The following is an 18,416-nucleotide window of genomic DNA, read 5'->3' on the forward strand; positions in this document are numbered from 1 at the left end:
CGGATCAACGGTCGGCGGGGGCGGACACATCGGCGCGCATCATGTCGCCGAGCGCCACGACGATCTTCCGCGGCCCGACGAAGGGGCGGCGGGCGTGCGCCACCAGCATGTTGTCGGTGACGAGGACGTCGCCCTCCTGCCAGGTGAAGACCAGCGCCTCCCGGTCCATCACCTCGCGGACCTCGGTGACCACCTCGTCGGGGATGACCGAGCCGTCACCCCAGTAGACGTTCCTGGGCAGACCGGCTTCCCCGTACAGCGCCTCCAGCGACTGCCGGGTGTCCGCGTCGAGGCACGAGGGGTGGTGCAGGGCGAGCTGGTTGAAGAAGACCGCCTCACCGGTGCGGGGGTGCGGCAGCACCGCGTCGGCCCGCCGCCAGGTGCGCAGCGTGCCGTCGGGCAGCCAGGCGAAGCCCTCACCGGCCTCGGCGCACTTGCGCTCCACCTCGGCCCGGTCCTCGGTGCCGTAGAACCTGGACCAGCTCACGTCCACGGCGTCGATGAAGTTGCGGACGTAGCGCAGCCCGCGACGGGTGAACTCCTCGGCCAGCTCGGGGCGCAGGCTCGCGAGCACCCGTCGGCAGTCCACGATCGGCGTCTCGCCGCCCTCGCGGGCCGCCACGACGCAGGAGAAGAACTGCCGCATGGGCCAGGTGTGCAGGTGCGAGCTCTCGTTGTGGAAGAGGATCGACCGGTCGTCCGGATAGGGCGTGGACTTGTAGACGCGGGGCGACTCGCCCTCGCGCGGCAGGTCCCCGTACTCGGGGAAGAGCGTCGAGCAGATCGCCGAGGCCGCCTCCTCGAACCGGTCGACCGAGCCCTCGTGGAAGCCCCGCAGCAACACCGCCCCGTGCTTGTGCAGATGGGCGTCGACGGCCTCCCGGTTGCCCCGCAGCCACCCCGCGAGGTCGACGCCGGCCTCGGCGGGCGTCAGGACGAGCGGGGCCTGCGGCAGACCGGGCAGGAAGCCGGTGCGCACCGGACTGATCCGGCCGACGTCCACCGAGCGGCGCTTGGCGCTGCGCAGCGACTGGAGCCTGGTGCTGTGGGAGTCCCGCTCGGTCATGTCTCGCGTCCCGTTCTCGTCGTTGTTCTCCGTGCGCAGCTCGCCGATCCGGGTGTCCGGCGCCTTCGCGGCGTCGTGCAGCAGGCGCACGAGGCGCGTCGCCATCCGGTCGATCGTGGAAGCGTCGAAGAGTTCCGCGTTGTAGATGAAGGTGCCGACGATCCCCTGGGCCTGCTCCTCCATGAACAGGGTCAGGTCGAACTTCGTGTGCAGCGCGTCGACTTCGACGGTGCGCGCGGTGATCCCGGGAAGTTCGAGGGTGATGTTCAGCTTCTGCAGCAGGAACAGCACCTGGAACAGCGGCGTGTGCGCCGGGCTGCGTTCCTGACGGAGCTCGTCGACGAGCGTCAGGAACGGCAGGTCCTGGTGCGCGTAGGCGTCGACCGACGTCGCGCGGACGCGGGCGAGCAGCTCCCGGAAGGTGGGGTCGCCGCCGAGGTCCGTGCGCAGCACCAGGTTGTTGACGAACATCCCGATCATCTGCTCGAACACCGCCCGGGTCCGGTTGGCGTTCGTCGTGCCGACCGAGACGTCCGTGGTGCGGGCCAGGCGCGACAGCAGCACCTTGAAGCCGGCGAGCAGCACCATGAAGAGGGTGGCGCCCTCGTCCCGGCCGAGTCCGCCGAGCCGCTCGGCGAGCTCCGGCGGGACCACGAACCGGTGCACCGCGTTGCGGATCCGCTGCGTCTGTGGCCGAGGCCGGTCCGTCGGCAGTCGAAGCAGCTTCGGCGCTCCGGCCAACTTGCGCCGCCAGTAGGCGAGTTGCCGGTCGAACAGCTCGCCGTCGAGCCAGCGCCGCTGCCAGTCGGCGAAGTCCGCGTACTGGTGGTCGAGCGGAACCAGCGGTGATCCCTCGCCACGCACGAACGCGGAGTACAGCCTCACCAGCTCCTCGACCAGGACGCCGAGCGACCAGCCGTCGGAGACGATGTGGTGGATGTTGACCAGCAGGACGTGGTCGGCTTCCGCGACCCGCAACAGGGCCACCCGGATCAGCGGGCCCCGCTCCAGGTCGAAGACCCTGCGCGCGTGCTCCTGGGCGAGCTCCTCGATCTCCTCCTCGGCCACCTCGCGAACCGGCAGGTCGACCGTGACGTCCTGGTGGATCCGCTGCACCGGCGATCCGTCCACGGCGTGGACGGTGGTGCGGAGCACCTCGTGCCGTCCGATGACCTCCCGCAGTGCGCGCCGCAGCGGCTCGATCTCCAGCCGGCCCAGCAGACGCACCGCCCCGGGGATGTTGTAGGTCGCGCTCGGGCCGTGGAACTGCTCCGCCAGCCACAGGGACTGCTGGCCGAAGGAGAGCGGCACGGCGTCGTTCCTGGGCACCCGCAGGAGCGGGATGTCCGCGTGGGCGTCCGCCGACTGCGCCGCCCGCACCTTCTCGGCCAGGCCCGCGACCGTCGGGGCGTCGAACAGGGCCTTGACCGCCAGGTCGACGCGGAAGCGGCGTCGGATCCGGGCGATCACCTGCGTGGCCAGCAGCGAGTCGCCGCCCAGCCGGTAGAAGTCGTCGTGCGCGCCGAGTTCCTCGGTGCCGAACAGCTGCCGGAAGATGACGAGGATCTCCTCCTCGACGTCCGCCGCGGCGGCCTCCGTCGCCACCGAAGCCCCGCGCGGCGACCTGCTGCGCCGGTCGGCGGCCGTGCCGAGGTCCGGGGCCTCCCCGGCCAGGACCACCGCGCCGGGCCGGCCGATGGCCTGCTCCAGCAGGGCCGGGTCCCCGTCCGCGTTCCAGCGGACCGCGGTGACCCGGTCGTCGTCGGCGCAGACGTCGAAGACGCTGCCGGCGATCGCGGGGCGCAGCGCGCCCGTGCCGCCGGTGACGGCCCGTGCGGGCGAGACGAACGCGAGCGTCGGGACCCCCGCCTCGGCCGCGGCGCGCACCAGCGTCCGCGCGGCGGCGACATGCGGGGCCGCCAGGGCGGGCAGGTCGGCCGCCGACCACGGCGGCGGTGTGTCGTCGAGCGGCAGCTCCGGCGCGTGGACGATCCCGTCCACGCACCCGAACCGCGCGGCGGCGTCGGAGAGGACCCGCGCGATCTGTTCCTGCGAGGTCGGATCGGCGTCGACGACCACGACCTCGGCGCCCAGGGCTTCGAGCTCCCGCACGGCCCCGATGCGCTCCCGGGTGGTGCGCAGGACGACCTCGGCGCGACGGGCGAGGTGCTCCCGGTAGCCGGGCGAGTCGAGTGCCGCCGGCTGCTGGGCGAGCACCAGGCCGTAGTCCGTGGCGCTTCGAGCGGCTTCGTCGAGCGGGAAGGAGACGACGTCCGCGAACGGCCGCTCCCGCAACACCCGGTCCCAGGTGTCCAGCGGAACCAGCGGCGAGCCGGTCCGGACCTCCTCGTCCTCGAACAGCCACCACCCCTCGGCGAGCCCCCAGAGCAGTTCGACCCAGCGCAGCGACACCACCGCCTCGACCAGGCCGAGCACCCCGCCCGGAGAGATCAGGCCGCGCAGGTTCTCGACCGTCTGCGCGATCCTCGGCGTCGCGTGGACCACGTCGAACCCGATGACGGCGTCGAAGGAGTGCGCCTGGAGTCCTTGCTCGACCGGGTCGCGGGTGATGTCGAAGACCTGGCAGTCCAGGGCCGTGAAGCCACACCCGGTGGCCCACCGCCGGGCCCGGCGGACGAAGGAACCGCCGAGGTCCGTGAAGCAGTACTCGACCTCCCGCCCGCGCAGCGCCGCAGCGACGATCCTGGTCAACTGGCCGTTCCCGCCGCCGACTTCGAGCACCCGCAGCGGCCTTCCCGGGGCCGAGTCGGCCAGGTCGGCCAGCAGGCGTCCGAGCAGGTCCGCGTAGACGCGGTAGTTGCTGGCGTCCAGCAGGGTGCGGAACGCCTGCTCCAACCGTGCGGGATCGCCGTTCGGGAAGAGCACGCCGACGGCGTCGATGTCGCCGCTCAGCGCCGCCGGGAAGTTGCGTACGCAGTGGTCGAGGAAGGAGATCGTCGGCTCGAAGCCGGGCAGCAGGGCGTTGGCAGCGGCGGAGTCGAACAGTTCCACCTGCTCCGGTCCGAGCAGGACCTCGACCCGGTCCCCCTCGCAGCGGACGACGCCGTCCTCGTGCAGCACCTGGAGGAAGAAGTCGAGGAACTTGACGAACGCCGGCAGGATCCGCATCCGCTCGGCGATCGCGGCGCGCCGGTGCACCACACCGGCCCGCAGGTCGACTCCGCCGTCCCGCAGGGTCCGGTACACGTGGCTGCCGCAGAGCCGGTTCAGGACCGCGCCCACCGTGTCCCGGTCCCAGGCGGCCCCGGCAGCCCCGGCGAGTCCGCGCTCGGCGGCGGACAGCGCGGCCTCCCGCTGCCCCAGCTCGGGCAGGGTCCCGGCGCCGGACACCGCCGCGAGCGCGAGCCCCGGCCCGGTCCCCTCGTCGAGCCAGCCGGACCACTGCGGCTCGGGCGGCAGGGGACGCCGTTCCACCAGGGTGAGCTTGGCCCGGCGCTGCCGCGCCAGCCGGCGCGCGAGGAGCACGGGCACCTCGGCGGGCCCGCCGGTGAGGACGAAGCTCCGGCCCGACGGGGCCGTGTCCGTCGGACGGGCCTCGTAGCACTCGACATGGCGCGTGCCCGCGCGGAACGCGACGACGGTCTCGGCGACGCCGCCGGCGAGTTCGCCGACGATGCCGTCGGCGGCCTCGGCGAGCCGGTCGTCCACGTCCACGCAGACCAACGCCAGCTCCGGATGGTCGGCCGCGATCGCGCGGCAGAAACCGGTCAGGGCCGCGCTGCTCGGTGACGGGTCGTCATCGGCCGTGATCCGGTGCAGCCCGTGCGCCACCAGGGCGAGCTGGACCTCGTCGTCCTCGGCTCCGGCGAGCAGCGCCTCCACCCATGCCCCCGCCAGGCGCAGTTCGTCCCCCGGGACGGGCGCCGGGGCTCCCGCCGCGCCGGGGCCGCACTCCAGCACGATGTGGCGGGGCAGCCGTCCGCGCTTCCGCAGCGCGCCCAGCAACGCGGCCACGTCCTCGGGGTGTGCCGGGTCGAGGACGAAGCCCGTGTCCTGCGCGGCGAACGCCGCGCCGCGACGCACCCGGACGACGCTCTCCCCCTCCTTCTCCAGGCGGTCCGTCAGGGCCTGGCCCAGCTCGTCACCGGCCACGACCAGCCACTCACCCGGCTGCCACGCGGCTCCGTCGAGACCCGGACGCGGTGCGGGAGTCCAGCGACGGACCTGGCCGACCGGCACCTCGCTCCCGACCGGCGCCTCGCTCGCGACGGGCGTCACCGCGGCATGCGGCGACGGCGCCGCGGCTGCGGCGACGGGCTCGATCCAGTGGCGCTCCCGCTCGAACGGGTGGCCGGGCAGCGGCACCCGGTGCCGCTGCTGGCCGGCCCAGAACTCCTGCCAGTCCACCGGCACACCGGCGCAGTGCAGGGCGCCGAGCGCCTCCAGCAGCGCCTCGCCATCCGTCCGGGCGTCCTCGGCGCCCCGCGCCGAGGCGATCACCCGGTGCGCCGGGACGCCGCTGCGGCGCACCATCGAGGTGAGCGTCCGCCCGGGGCCCACCTCCAGGAAGACCTCCGCGCCCTGCTCGGCGGCCGTGCGGACGGCGTCGGCGAAGCGGACCGTCCCGCGCAGCTGCCGGGCCCAGTACCCCGGGTCGCCGAGCTCCTCGGCCGACGACACCCGGCCGGTGAGGCAGGACACCACGGGGATCCGCGGCGCACCCGGGTCGAAGCGGGCCACCTGCTCCTCGAAGGGACCCACGACCGGGTCCAGCATCGCGGAGTGGAAGGCGTGCGAGGTGCGCAGCCGACGGTGCTCCACCCCCTGGGCGGACAGCCGCCGCTCCAGCTCCTCGATCGACGGGTGGGGGCCGGCGGCGACGCAGTGCTGCGGGCCGTTCACGGCCGCCAGGGAGCAGTCCCCCAGCAGGGGCAGCAGCGCCTGCTCGTCCAGCGACACCGCCAGCATCGCGCCGCCGGGCATCCCGTTCATCAGCCTCGCGCGTTCGATGACGAGGTCGAGCGCGTCCTCGAACCGGAGGACCTCGGCCAGCGTCGCCGCCACGTACTCGCCCAGGCTGTGCCCGATCAGCACGCACGGCCGCACGCCCCACGCCGTCCAGAGCCGGGCGAGCGCCAGCGTCACGGTGAACAGGGCGGGCTGGGTCAGCCAGGTCTGGTCCAGCCGCTCTCCCGCCCGCTCGTCGTCCGCGGGGTCCGGCCAGATCACCCGGCGCAGGTCCACGCCGAGCCGGTCGGCGGCGTGCTCCGCGCAGCGGTCCACCACCTCGCGGAAGACCGGCTGGTCGGCGAAGAGACCGGCCAGCATCCGCACCTGCTGGGCGCCCTGACCGGGGAACACGAAGGCGACGCCCGGGGCGTCGGCCCCGGCCACCCCGGAGATCGGCGCCGACGGACGGTCTCCCTCCAGAGCCTCGATCGCCCCGGCGTGATCCCGGCACACGATCGCGCGCCGATGCGGGTGCGCCCGGCGGCCGGTGCTCAGGGTGAACGCGAGGTCCGCCAGCGGCGTGTCGCCGGCCGCCCGGAAGGCGTCCGCCAGTTCGGCGCCCAACCGGTCCAGCGCCTGCGGCGAGCGCGCGGAGAGGACGACGAGCTGCTCGTCGCGGGAGGGTCCCGACGCCGGACGGACCGGCGCCTCCTCCAGCACCACGTGGGCGTTGGTCCCGCCGATGCCGAAGGAGCTCACCCCCGCGCGCCGAGGCGCCCCGTCCGGCGCCGCCCAGGGACGCAGCTCGGTGTTGACGTAGAACGGGCTGCGGGCGAAGTCGATGGCCGGGTTCGGCTGCTCGAAGTGCAGACTCGGCGGGAGCCCGCGGTGCCGCAGTGCCTGGACGGTCTTGATCAGGCCGGCGATCCCGGCCGCCACGTCGAGGTGGCCGACGTTGGTCTTGAGCGAACCGATCGCGCAGTACTGGCGGCGGTCGGTCTGTTCCTGGAACGCCCTTGTCAGGCCTGCGAGTTCGATCGGGTCCCCGATCACGGTGCCGGTCCCGTGCGCCTCCACGTACCCGACCGTGTCCGGTTCGACGTCCGCGAAGGCGAGCGCCTCGGCGATGACAGCGGCCTGCCCGGTGGCGCTCGGGGCGGTGAACCCGGCCTTCGCGGCGCCGTCGTTGTTCACCGCCGAACCCCGGATCACCGCGAGGATGTGGTCGCCGTCGGCGACGGCCTCGGAGAGCCGTTTCAGCAGCACCAGACCCATGCCGCTGCCGAACCGCGTCCCACCGGCGGCGGCGTCGAAGGCCCGGCAGTGCCCGTCCGGCGAGTGGATGCCGCCCTCGTGGTACTGGTAGCCCACCCCGTTCGGCAGGATCGCGCTCGCACCGCCGGCGACGGCGAGGTCGCACTCGTACCCGAGCAGCGCCCGGCACGCCTGGTGCACCGCGACGAGGGAGGTCGAACAGGCGGTGTCGACCCCGACGCTCGGACCGGTGAGGTCGAACTTGTGCGAGATCCGGGTCGGCGCGAAGCCCTTGTCGGTGGCGAAGAAGATCCGCTGCATGCCGACCTGCTCGATGAGCTCCGGACGGCCGAGCAGGTTGTTCACCAGGTAGGAGGGGAAGCCGACGCCGACGTAGACCCCGGTGGTGGCGGTCAGCGTCTCCGGGTTGTAGCCGGCGTGGTCGAACAGCGCCTGGGTGCCCTCCAGCAGCATCCGGTGCTGCGGATCGAGGATGGCCGCCTCCATCGGCGTCAGTCCGAACAGACCGGCGTCGAACTGCTCCATCCCGTCCAGCACGGTGGCCGCCCGGACGTACCCCGGCTCGCGGAACTGCCGCTCCGGGACGCCCGCGGCGAGCAGGTCCTGGTCCGACAGCCAGGTGACGGACTCGATGCCGTCCGCGATGTTGCGCCAGAACTCCTCCGGATCCCGGGCTCCGGGGAACCGGCCGGCCATGCCGATGACCGCGATGTGCTGGATGTCGTCGTCGGTGTCACGCTCATTCACGAGCTCTGCCTCCTGCGCTGCTGCCGCCGGACGGCGGCCCTCTGCTTGTTCGCCCGGTCGTCGGCGCGCCCGCGCTCGGCGTCGGCCGCGCCGCCGGAGCCCAGACGGGCGGCCAGGGCGGCGATCGTCGGATAGGTGAAGATGTCGACGAGCTCGATCGGGCCGAGGCCCGAGCCGTGGATGCGGCCGTGCAGCCTGGCCGCGAGCACGGAGTGGCCGCCGACCTCGAAGAAGTTCTCGTGCACGCCCACCGAGTCGCGCCCCAGGAGTTCGGCCCAGATCCGCTGCAACGCACCCTCGGCCTCGTTGCGCGGGCCCACGTACCCGACCAGGACTCTCGCGGAGACCTCGGTGGCCGATCGGACCAGCGCGCTGCGGTCGGTCTTGCCGTTCGGCGTCAGTGGCAGTGCGCCGCGTTCCACGAACCTGGAGGGCACCATGTACTCGGGCAACAGGCCGCGCGCGTGCGCCCGCAGGGCCTGCTCGTCGCAACCGGCGTCCCCGCGGGGGACGACGAAGGCGACCAGGCTGCTGTCGCCCTCCCCGTCCCGCCGGGCGATCACCGCGCACTCCGCCACGTCCGGGTGGGCACCGAGGACGGCTTCGATCTCGCCGGCCTCGATGCGGAAACCGCGCACCTTGATCTGGTGGTCCACCCGGCCGAGGAACTCCAGTCGGCCGCCGCCCAGCGACCGGGCCAGGTCACCGGTGCGGTACATGCGCGCACCGGCGGCACCGGCGAAGGGATCGGGCAGGAACCGCTCGGCGGTCAGCCCCGGCCGGTCCCAGTACCCACGGACCACGCCGGTCCCGCCGACGAAGAGCTCGCCGACGACCCCGGGCGGCACCGGACACAGGTGACGGTCCAGCACGTACAGCGTGGTGTTGGCCAGCGGTCCGCCGACGGTGACCCGGCCCGACGCGTCGACCTCCAGCGGCTGCACGGCCGACCAGACGGTCGTCTCGGTCGGGCCGTACATGTTGAGCACCTGCTCGACGCCGGATGTGCCGAGCCGCTCCACCAGCTCCGGCGGCGCCGCGTCGCCGCCGACCAGCAGCTGCCGCAGCGGGCCGAACCCGGCTCCGCTCCTGTCCGCCTCCAGCAGCATCCGGGCGTAGGCGGGAGTGCACTGGAGGTGCGTCACCCCGTGCCGGGACAGGGAGTCCGTCGGCAGCCGCCCGGACGCCTCGGTGAGCAGCCGGCGGACCGTCACGACATGGTCCAGTGCGGAGAGCGCCAGTTCGTCGTCGATCCCGAAGTCGACGAGGCAGGCGATCTCGTCGACCCCCGCGTCCGCCAACTCCCTTACCAGGGACGCGCAGTGCTCGGGCGTGCCGAAGAGCGCGCTGCTGCCCGCGAAGCGCTGGTACGCGTGCTCGACGATCAGCTCCCGGTGCTGCACCGGATCGAGGCCGAGCCCCTTGGCCAGCCCCTGCATCAGATCGATCGAGCTGCGCAGGTAGTTCTTGAACGGCTCGCGGACAGCCTCCCGGGCCACGTCCGGGTCGGGGTGGACGAAGGTGTGGATCATGAGGGTCACCACGCCCTCGTCGTGTCCCGCCTCGGCCCGCGCGGCGCGGTACACACCGATCTTGCGGGCCAGCTCCTGGACGTTCTGCCCCAGCAGGTGGGTCAGCAGGTGGGCACCGGCCGCACCCGCCTGGCGAAACGTCTCCTCGCTGCCCGCCGCGGTGGCCCAGACGGGCAGTTCGGGCTGGACGGGCCGGGGCAGCGTGGTGACCTCCACCTCGGCACCGAGTCCGTTCGCCCGCCGCACGGCCTCGCCGCGCCACAGAGCTCGCACCGTCTCGATGTCCCGCCACATCCGTTCCTTGCGGTCGGCGAACCGCTCCGGTGCCAGCACGAAGTCGTTCGGCTGCCACCCGGACGCGAAGGAGAGGCCGACCCGTCCGCCGGAGAGGTTGTCGACGGCGGCCCACTCCTCCGCGACACGCAGCGGATCCTGCAGCGGAAGGACGACGCTGCCCGCCCGGAGGGCGACCCGCTCGGTCACCGCGGCCACCGCGGCGGCCAGGACCGACGGGTTCGGGAACGCGCCGCCGAAAGCGTGGAAGTGCCGTTCCGGGAGCCAGACCGCACGCAACCCGTTGGCGTCGGCGAAACGCGCTCCGTCCAGCAGCATCCGGTAGACGTCGGGCCCCCGGCGCTCGCCGGAGTCGGAGGCGAAGTAGAACAGGCTGAAGTCCACCGGGCGGGACGGTGCGGAGCCGCCCGTCCCGGTCCGCCGCGCGGGCGACGCCCACCGTTCGGTCTCGATCACCACGCGGTAGCCGCGGCACAGGGTCCACAGCAGCTCGACGACCGAGATGTCGAAGCAGACGCTGGTGACCGCGAGCCAGACCGGCTGCTCGCCCGCCGGCTGCTCGCCCACGGCCCGGTCGAGGCCCGCGAACAGGTTGGCGACGTTGCGCCGCGTGACCATGACCCCCTTGGGCCGACCGGTCGACCCCGAGGTGTAGATGAGGTAGGCGAGCGCGGCCTCCGGGGTCGTGCCGAGCGGCGTCGGCGCGAGCCGATCGGCCTCCTGCGCGAGCGTGTCCAGGGCGACGAGCTCGCCGGGACACCCCTGGACCGCACGCTCACCCGCCCGGTCCACCAGGCACAGCGCGATCCCACCGTCGTCGGCCATGTAGCCGAGGCGCTCCGACGGGTACTCCGGATCCAGCGGCAGATAGGCGCCACCGGCCCGGACGACGGCCAGCATGGCCACCACCAGCTCGATCGAGCGCTCGGCGCACAGACCGACGCGCACCTCCTCGCGCACCCCCCGCGCGCGCAGTGCGGCGGCCATGCGGTCGACCCGCTCCCCGAGCTCCCGGTAGGTCACCGACCGCTCGCCGCAGACCAGGGCCACCGCCTCCGGGGTCCGGCTCACCTGGGCGTCGAACTGGTCGAGCCAGGGCAGCTCGCCCAGTTCCACCGACGGCCCGCTCGCCTCGGCGCGCAGCTCCTGTTCGGCCGCGCGGGACAGGGCCGGCACCTGCGAGACCGGCTGCTCCGGGCGCGCGGTGACGGCGTCGAGGAGCGCCAGGAAGCCGTCCGCGATCCGCTCGACGGTCGCCTGCTCGAAGAGGTCGACGTTGTAGGTCCAGGAACAGACGAAACGCCCGTGCGCCTCCTGCACGGCCAGGACCAGATCGTAGGGGGCGCCGCGCTGGCCGGAGGCGGCCAGCGGCACGAGGGAAACCGGCTGCCGGCCCGTGTCCGCCTGCTGCCAGACGTACATCACCTGGAAGAACGGGGAACGGCGCGGGTCACGCACCGGGTTGAGGCGCTCGACCAGCAGCGGGAACGGAAACGGGTGGTCCAGCGCCCTCAGCAGGGTGCCGCGGGTCCGCCCGAGCGCCGTGAGGAACGTGGGGTCGTCCGCGAGCCGCGTGCGCACGACGACCGGGTCGGCGAAGAAACCCACCGTGTCCTGCACGTCGGCGGTGCGCCGGTTGGCGGCCGGCGTACCCACCACGACGTCGTCCGATCCCAGGTGCTTCTGCAGGAGCACCTGGAACGCCGACAGGAACAGCATGTTCGGCGTCGCGTCCGCGTCGCGTGCGACCCTGCCGACCGCGGCCGACAGCCGGTGGTCCAGCTCCACCGTGAGGCGACCGCCGCGGAAGGTCTGCACCGGCGGGCGCGGCCGGTCGAACGGCAGCCTCACCTCCGCCAGGTCGGCGAGCTCGTCGCGCCAGAACGACAGGGCGTCCGCCGCGCTCGGACCCGACAGCCAGTGCTGCTCACGTCGCACCTGCTCGGCGAAGTCCACACCGCGCGGCACCGCCGCCACGGCGTCGTCGGCTCGGTACGCGGCCAGCCACTCCTCGACGATCAAGTCGATGGAACGCAGGTCCGCGGCGATGTGGTGCACCACCAGCGCCAGCACCGGACGCCTGTCGTCCGGACCGCTCCGCACCAGGGCCGCCCGGATCGGCACGTCCCGCTCGAGGTCGAAGGGCCGGTCCACGAACGCCTCGGCGAGGCCTTCGACCAGGTCCTCCGCGGCGGTCTCCTCGACGAGGACCGACCCGGGAACCTCCGCCACGCACCGCAGCGGCTCGCCGTCGTTCCAGAGGTAGGTCGTCCGCAGGACCGGATGACGGGTCATGACCGAGCGCAGCGCGCGGTCGAGCCGCCCGGCGTCGAGGGCCTCGTCGGTACGGGCCACCAACGCGAGGTTGTAGGCGACGCTGTCCGGGGTCAACCGCTGGTGCAGGAGCAGACTGCGCTGACCCGCCGTGAGGGGAGCGGCCGGAGCGGACCCGGCCGCCACGCGCAGGTGCTCCACGATCGCGTCACGGCGGTCCCGCACCTGCTCGAGCAGCGCGGGCGTCAACTGCTCCTGCGCCCCACGGCACTGGAGGCGGCCCTCTTCCAGGAACAGCCTGATGCCCAGGGTCTCGACCCTGGCCACGAACTCGCGGACGTCCTCGGTCATCGCCGGCCTTCCCTCCCCACCCTCGCCCATCAACCCAGGTCCAGCTGAATGTCCGCGGCCCCCGGCCGCGTTCCCTGCGCGCGCAGCCGTAGCAGCGCGGCGAACTCCCCGACCGTGTGCACGGCGGCCACGTCGGACAGCGTCAGCCGGTGTCCGAGGCCGGTGTCCAGATCACCCAGCAGTCGCACCGCCTTCAGCGAGTCGCCGCCGAGTTCGAAGAACCGGTCCTGGACGCCCACGCGCTCGACCCCGAGGACCCTGCCCCACGCGTCGGCCACCGCCTGCTCGATCTCGTCGCGCGGCGCCGTGTACTCGGCGCGGGCCCGCTCCTCGCGCGGGTACTCACCGGCCAGGTAGGCGGCGCGCACGGCGGACCGCTGCAGCTTCCCGCTGGAGGTGCGCCGGATCCCGCCGCGCGGAACGAGGACGACCTCCCGGACGGCCACCGCGTGGCAGGCGCCGACCCGTTCACGGACGGCCGCGACGATGGCCCGGCCCTCCTCCGCGGCGGCCCGGCCGGCGGTCTCGACGGCCAGCACCAGTTCCTCCCCGCGCTCGTCGCCGACCGCGAAGGCCACGCACCGGCCGCTGCGGATCCGCGGATGTGCCTCCTCCACGGTCCGTTCGAGGTCGTGCGGGTAGTGGTTCCGGCCGTGCAGGACGATGAGGTCCTTGACCCGACCGGTGACGAACAGGCCGTCCGGTCCGGCGAACCCGAGATCACCGGTGCGCAGGAACGGGCCTTCACCGGTGGCGAGCGTGGCCCGGAAGACCGACTCGCTCTCCTCCTCCCGGCCCCAGTACCCCTGCGCCACGCTGGGGCCGCTGACCCAGATCTCCCCCACTGTTCCCTCGGGCGTGCGCGCACGCGTCGCCGGATCGACGATCTCGACGCGCTGGCCCGGGTCCGCGCTCGGGCCGCAGCCCACGACCACCCGTGCCTCCGCACCCGGTGCCGCCTCGCGCACCCGGTGGCGTTCGAGCTCTGCCGCGTCCAGGCGGGCCGTGCGGTCGCCCCCGGGCTGCGCCGTCACCACGAGCGTGTTCTCCGCCAGTCCGAAGGAGGGGTGGAAGGCATCGCGACGAAAACCCGCGCCGGCAAAGGCCCGTGCGAATCGGTCCAGCGTCGCGTGGTGAACCGGTTCGGCACCGGATATCGCCACCCGCCAGTTGCTCAGGTCCAGGCCGAGAATCGCTTCGGGATCGGCCTCGGCGGCCTGGGCCGCCATTTCGTAGGCGAAATTCGGGGCGGCGCTGACATATCCCCCGTAGTGCGACATCGCACTCACCCAGCGCAACGGATCGCGGAGAAACGCGAACGGCGCCATCAGCTGTGCCCGGCCGCCGCAGAAGAGCGCCATCAGTATTCCGCCGATAAGGCCCATGTCGTGGTAGGGCGGGAGCCAGAAGACGCCGTTCATCCGCCCCTCGATGCCGTAGGCGTCCCGTCCGGCGCGCAGGTTCTCCAGCAGATTCCGGTGCGAGAGCATGACGCCCTTCGGCTGCCCGGTGGAGCCGGAGGTGTACTGCAGCACGGCCAGGTCCTCGGGCCGGGTGTCCGGCGCCACCCAGGCGTCCGCCGACTCCGCGGAGACCGAGGAGGAGACGATCCACTCCACTCCGGAGAACTCCTCGTGCAGGGAACTCCCCGACAACCCCGCCATGTCGTCGACCAGCACGCAGCGCGGGGCGGCGTCGGCCACGATCGCGCGGACCCGCTCCAGTCCGCGGTTCAGCCGCGTCGTCTCCGGCGGATAGGCGGGCACCGCGATCGTGCCGGCCAACATGGCGGCGTAGATCCCGACCACGTAGTCCGCCCCCGGCTGATTCAGCACCATGACGCGGTCACCGGGGGCCGCGTGGCACTGGATTCGGGCGGCCAGGGCTTTGGCACGCTGCAGCAGCTCGCGGTTGGTCAGCTGTTGTTCGTGCCAGTTCCTGCGGTCCGAGAAGCGGTCGACAAAGGTGTAGGTGATTGCGTGCGGCACTTCTTCCGCACGCTGCCGAAGCAAATCGTTGAGATCTCGGACAATGGGATCGGAGCTCTGCTTCGACACGGCCTGACCCTTCATAAGGAGCGCGTTTCTGCTGGTCAGGCTATCGGCACCCGCTGAAACCTCCGTGAAATCCCGCTGCGGGCCAGTGAAGCAGTACTGCGCCGCCTCGGGCGGACATCCTCGCGACCCGGAATTCCGGCCGGTGCGGCGACCGCATATCCACTCGGGCTCGCGCGAAGGGTCCCACGACGCGTCTCGGGTGGACGGTTCAGGCTTTCCGGTGGCCCGGCGGCGCCCCGCGAATCGCGGCGCGGCCGGCCCGGATCGCCCGCCCCGCGGACGAGCACGGCGTGGCGAGCCCGTGGGTGGTGGAGCACCACTTCAAGGTGGCCGTCGACGGCCGGGCCGCGGACCCGATGCTCGACGGGTGCTCCGCGCTCGCCTTCGCCGCCGCGCGCACCTCGCGCGTCCGGCGGGGAACGCCGTGCACCGGGGTGACCTACCGTCATCCGGGCCTGCCGGGAAGGCTGGTCACCGGCCTCGATGTCCTCTCCGGCGGGTGCGCACACCTGGGTACCGGTGCCGCCCGGAACGAGGACGAGCGCCTTGCTCCCGGAGCGCCCTTCCCCTGGCCCTCCGAACGGTTCGAGCGACTCCGGGAGACCCTGCAGATCGTCCGAAGATGTCCGACGGCGACGACTCGCCCTACGCAGGACGCCATGACCGGCTGCCCCGGCCACTCAACTCGCCCGCACCACTGGGGTGGTGGACTCCCGCCGCCCGCCCCCGCCGGTCCTGCTGGGCGGCACCGGCGAGCACTCGACGAAGGCCACGAGCGGGTGGTGGCCGAAGTGGACCTGTCCCTGGTCGGCATCGACTCCACCACCGCGCGCTCACCACGACGCTGCCGGGACGCACCTGGGCGAGGGCTTCATCACCGCCCCGGAGAAGGCTGCCACCGAGGAGAAGAAGACCGGGCCGAAGGGGTCGGCCGCGAAGAACAGAACGGGCAGGACACCGGGGACGCACCCGAGCGGCAGGAGCGACGACGCATCCGGCGTCGATGGAGGCTCCGGCTGGAGGCCGCCCTCCTGGGAGGCTCCAGGGGTGGAAGGACCGGCAAGGTTCACCTGGCCGCCGACCGGACATGCCGCCCGCCGGCGTTCGTCCTGACCGCTGGACAGGCCGCGAACAGCCCGAGGACAGTCCGCAGTTCGCCCCGCGCCCAGGAGGATCCGGGTCCGCGGGCCTGTCGGCCGTGCCCGCACGCGGCCCGGCGCGGTCGCCGGGGACAGGGCTCACCCGTCCTGCGGCAACCGCGCCCACCTGCGCAGGCGCGGCATCAGGACCGTCATCCCGGAGAAGGCCGACCAGGCCGCCGACCCGGGGGAAGAAGGGATCGAGCGGCGGCCGACCCGTCAGCCACGACACCGATCTCCACCAGGAGCGGAACACCGTCGAGCGCCTGATCAACAAGCTGAGGGCCTGGTGAGGCGTCGCCACCCGGTACGACGAGACCCCGGACAGCCACCTCGCCGACCTCACCTACGCGCCTCGACGATCCGGGTCAAGGATCCCACCCGGACCGCCCGTTGAGCACGACTCGATACGCGCCCCGGAACGGAGTCGTAGCCGGCCTGCCGGTCCCCGGGCCTGCTCAGATCGCGAGTCCGCCGTCGATGCCGAGCACCTGCCCGGTGATGTATCCCGACCGGGCCGAGACGAGGAACGAGACGAGGTGGGCCACGTCCTCGGGGGCACCGAACCGGGCCAGCGGGATCTGCTTCAGGTGCTTCTCCCTCGTCACGGACGACATCGACGACATCATGTCGGTGTCGACGAATCCCGGTGCCACCGCGTTCGCGCGGACGCCGAGCTTGCCGTACTCCTTGGCGAGGGCGCGCGTGAAGCCGATGATCCCGGCCTTGGAGGCGGAGTAGTTCGTCTGCCCCACCGAGCCGTACACACCGGCGATGGACGACAGCGTCACGATGACACCCGTCCGGCGCTTGATCAGAGACGGAAGCGCAGCTCGGCAGACGTGATAGGTGCCGTCCAGGTTGGTGCGGACCACATCCTGCCACTGGGCGTCGTCCATCAGCACCAGCGGTCGGTTGCGGGTGATGCCCGCAGCGGTCACCACCGCGTCGAGGCCGCCCAGTTCGGCCACGGCCGCCGCGACGAAGTCGCGGGTCTGCGCGGCTTCGGCGACGTCGACTCGCCGGACGAAGGTCCGGGCGCCGTGCCGGGCCGCCGCCTCGGCGGTCTCGTCGGCGGCGTCCGACCGCGAGCGGTAGCAGAACGCGACGTCGTAGCCGTCCTCGGCGAGGCGGGTCACGATCGCGCGGCCGATGCCCCGGGAACCGCCCGAGACGAGGGCCACGGGCCGGGCGGCCGACGCGGTGTCCCGGGCCGGTACGGCTGTCTGCCTGTCGCTCATGCGGACTGCCCGTTGAATGCGGTGGTGATCACGCTGTGTCCTTCGGGATGGGGTGGAGGTACGCCGCCGTCGGGTCACGGCGCCGCGGAATCGGAGTGCGGGGCCGCTGTTGCGTTCGCAGGACGGCCGGTCAGCAGGATCGACCTGGCCCTGCCGTGGCCCGGTCCGCCCGCCGTGGCGAGCGCTGCCCCCGCCGTCGCTGCGGATTCAGTGGCCGGCGTCAGTGCGCGTCGTCGTCGAGGCGGGCGACCGACTCACCCCCGCAATCAGGCTGCGCCGGGAATTCTTCACCATCGAGGGCCTCGGGTGCGCGAAGGGCCGATCCGACGACCGCAATCGGTTCCTCGCTCAAAATCGACATCCTCTTCGTGTGTCGAAATCACCATTCGTGCCCGGGTGACGCTATCGAAAGCTGCTGAACCGGGTGTGAACTGTGGCTGAGGGCCGATGAAGCCTCACTGCGGACGAGTCACCCTCAAATGGCACGTGACCTCCGGCGTAGGCTTGCACCCTGGGTACTTGATCATGTTGAACCATTCCGGGGCCGGCCGGCCGTACTGCCGTGCCTGTCCCCGGTGTTCGGGTGGGGGTAGTCGCTGTGTCGATCGAGTTCGTTCGCCGTCTGGATGGCCTGGTCTACCGCTTCCGCCGAGACGGCACGTTCAACGGCAGGCCGTCGTTCAAGCGGCTGGACCTGGAGCTGTGGTGCCGGTGGCTGCCGGAGCGGGGCTGGTGCACCGTCGGCGCTGACGGGGTTGCCAACTCCTGGCCGCTGTCGGGTCGGACGGGCCAGGAGATGTTCCCGCCCCTCGGCCCGTGGCGCAGTTGGAAGGCCGGCAAGTCGTACCTCTACGATCTGCGCCGCATCGACGAGGCGGGCGGGGAGGCCGACGCGCCGTCGTCCGGGCCCGTCCAGCGTGATCACCTCACCTGACGAGGAGGATCCGGCGACGCTGGAGCGGAAAGCCCGATCCGGCCGTGGCTCTGCCCCCTGAGGCACTCGATCCGGCTGTCCCGGCCCTCGACCGGCCCGCTGTTCCGAAGCGGGGCGGGCCCGGCGATCACGACGCCGGGGTGCCGTCCGCCGCCGAAGTGCCGGACCTGGCACGGCGGTTGTGATCGGAGAGCGCCGCGGACGGCAACGCGTCAGCCACTCGGCGCCGCGTCGTCGTACCGCACCCTTCCCGAGCTGCCTGCGATGCGGCACAGTCGTCCCGTCCCGGCGCGCGGCCGCTTCCCGCGGCACCAAGCCCTGACCGTCAGCTTGCGGCTGGTGCCTGAGGGGACCTCGGGGCCTGATCACACGATTACCCGGAAGCCGCCGGCGGACTACTCGCCCCCTGATGTCCGGGCTAGACCTCCGGGGCCACGTCGTCGGCACCTTCGTCCGGTCCGCAGGGTGATCCGGAAGAGGGGGGGCGGCCCCCCCCCCCCCCCCCCGGCCGCCCCAAGGGGGGGGGCCCCCCGCCGGGGGGGGGGGGCCCCCCGGGGGGGGCGAGGGATTATGAAAAAAAAACCCCCCCCCCAAA

At 72.9% G+C, this 18,416-nt stretch carries 6 protein-coding genes and 2 pseudogenes; 4 read left to right on the forward strand and 4 right to left on the reverse strand.

Annotated features, from left to right (window positions below):
* Positions 1 to 4: 4 nt before the first annotated feature.
* From ACFC1R_RS26225 to ACFC1R_RS26235, 3 genes are read right to left on the reverse strand one after another with little or no spacing between them, the layout of a single operon-like run.
* On the reverse strand, positions 5 to 7,999 hold the full coding sequence (locus ACFC1R_RS26225; protein WP_375942589.1) for a condensation domain-containing protein: 7,995 nt from the start codon (positions 7,997 to 7,999) through the stop codon (positions 5 to 7).
* Positions 7,996 to 12,450 (reverse strand): MupA/Atu3671 family FMN-dependent luciferase-like monooxygenase, encoded by a 4,455-nt coding sequence (locus ACFC1R_RS26230; protein ID WP_375942591.1) that lies wholly within the window; start codon positions 12,448 to 12,450, stop codon positions 7,996 to 7,998. Before ACFC1R_RS26230 ends, ACFC1R_RS26225 begins: the two co-directional genes overlap by 4 nt.
* A 29-nt stretch (positions 12,451 to 12,479) precedes the next feature.
* Entirely contained in the window at positions 12,480 to 14,426 is a 1,947-nt protein-coding gene (locus ACFC1R_RS26235) for an AMP-binding protein (protein WP_375942643.1), read from the reverse strand.
* On the opposite strand from ACFC1R_RS26235, the gene ACFC1R_RS26240 reads away from it, so the two are divergent.
* From ACFC1R_RS26240 to ACFC1R_RS26250, 3 genes and pseudogenes are all read left to right on the forward strand, one after another.
* Positions 14,310 to 14,564 carry a hypothetical protein gene (locus ACFC1R_RS26240; RefSeq protein WP_375942648.1) on the forward strand — a complete coding sequence of 85 codons (255 nt, stop codon included), beginning with the start codon at positions 14,310 to 14,312 and terminating at the stop codon, positions 14,562 to 14,564. The genes ACFC1R_RS26235 and ACFC1R_RS26240 overlap by 117 nt on opposite strands.
* Positions 14,565 to 14,662: 98 nt before the next feature.
* A pseudogene (locus ACFC1R_RS26245) lies at positions 14,663 to 15,124 on the forward strand (LLM class flavin-dependent oxidoreductase); the annotation flags it as partial.
* A 165-nt stretch (positions 15,125 to 15,289) separates the two neighbouring features.
* Positions 15,290 to 16,043 (forward strand): annotated as a pseudogene (locus tag ACFC1R_RS26250) (hypothetical protein); the annotation flags it as partial.
* 61 nt (positions 16,044 to 16,104) lie between these two features.
* On the opposite strand, the gene fabG reads toward ACFC1R_RS26250, so the two are convergent.
* A complete protein-coding gene (gene fabG / locus ACFC1R_RS26255) occupies positions 16,105 to 16,887 on the reverse strand; it encodes a 3-oxoacyl-ACP reductase FabG (RefSeq protein ID WP_375942593.1) in 783 nt (260 codons plus the stop codon).
* 598 nt (positions 16,888 to 17,485) lie between these two features.
* Here fabG and ACFC1R_RS26260 point away from each other — a divergent pair.
* Complete coding sequence (locus ACFC1R_RS26260; RefSeq protein WP_375942595.1) at positions 17,486 to 17,821, forward strand: hypothetical protein; 336 nt, start codon at positions 17,486 to 17,488, stop codon at positions 17,819 to 17,821.
* Positions 17,822 to 18,416 lie beyond the last annotated feature (595 nt).

It is taken from the genome of Kitasatospora sp. NPDC056138 (genome assembly GCF_042264695.1).
GTDB lineage: Bacteria > Actinomycetota > Actinomycetes > Streptomycetales > Streptomycetaceae > Kitasatospora.

What these genes read in the sequence shown, in the direction of transcription:
- fabG (WP_375942593.1), bottom strand. Translation starts at nt 16,887, where the DNA reads ATGAGCGACAGGCAGACAGCCGTACCGGCCCGGGACACCGCGTCGGCC.
- ACFC1R_RS26230 (WP_375942591.1), bottom strand. Translation starts at nt 12,450, where the DNA reads ATGACCGAGGACGTCCGCGAGTTCGTGGCCAGGGTCGAGACCCTGGGC.